At 60.9% G+C, this 1082-nt stretch carries 1 protein-coding gene; it reads left to right on the top strand.

Features of this window, described 5'->3' with window-relative positions; translation table 11 throughout:
• Positions 1-152 precede the first annotated feature (152 nt).
• Entirely contained in the window at positions 153-515 is a 363-nt protein-coding gene (locus tag L630_RS0120790) for a nuclear transport factor 2 family protein (protein WP_024850079.1), read from the top strand.
• Positions 516-1082 lie beyond the last annotated feature (567 nt).

Consider the following 1082-nt stretch of genomic DNA (forward strand, 5'->3'; position numbering starts at 1 on the left):
CATGCTGGCCTCCTTCACCAGCACGGATTCTTAATCAGAAATCACGCCCGGCGGGAATCCCCACGCGATTCAAAACGGTCGAAAACCGCTCTAATTCAGGGCCGATGGCGAGGGAGAGCTGCGGCACCCACGGCAACAAGCGAGGTGATGCCATGACCTACCCAATCGATACGCGCACCATCATGGAGCGCTTCCACGACGCATTCGAGAACCATCGCCCGGACGATCTCGATGACCTCATCGGCGAAGACTGCGTGCTCGAGAACACGACACCCGCCCCGGATGGAGCGCGTTATGAAGGGCGTGGGGCATGCCTCGCCTTCTGGAAAGAAGTCGCGTCCTCAGCCAAGCTGGCCTTCACGGCCGAGGAAATCTCGGCCATGGGCGACCGCGGCATCATCCGCTGGCAGCTTCGCTGGAGCGAGCGCGCTGCCGACCACGTCCGGGGTGTCAACATCATGCGCGTCCGCGACGGAAAGATCGTCGAAGCTCTTGGATACGTGAAGGGCGGCTAAAGTACGGACCACAACCATGGCGGCGCCGGCGTTGCTCGGCACCACGGGCGGCGGCCGACAAGCTCGAAGGAGGAACCCAATGATCATTATCGCCGGGTACACCCGCTACGATGCCGGAAAACGGGATGACAGATCGGCGGTGCGACCACCCTCGCGTTTGAGATTGAAGCCCCGCTGGGGGTCGGGCTTCTGTCGATTGTTCTCAAAAGCTCTGTGTCCGGGACCACCACGCTTGGTTACTACAGCACCGCAGACTTGAAGTTCGGATGCACGTCCCGGTGAGGGCTTAGTTCTTGGCCGAAACCCTGAGAAAGCTGCCATTCGGAAGCCGGCCCAATCAAGTCGAAGCACACGGCAGATGAGGGCCAATTCACGTTGCAGTGCCTGCAGCGTGGCCTGAAGCGGCCGCAACTCACGTCGATTTACGCTACTGCGATTCAAATCTCTGGACAGGCGTTGCATTGCCGACGCCGTTGCAGAACGGCGCGCGAATTGCCCTCGCACGCATGTAAGTCAGCGTGAAGCTAGCCGTACGGTTCGTGGACTGGCCCATCGGCCGAAGCATCG

The organism is Aminobacter sp. J41, assembly GCF_000526635.1.
Taxonomy (GTDB): domain Bacteria; phylum Pseudomonadota; class Alphaproteobacteria; order Rhizobiales; family Rhizobiaceae; genus Aerobium.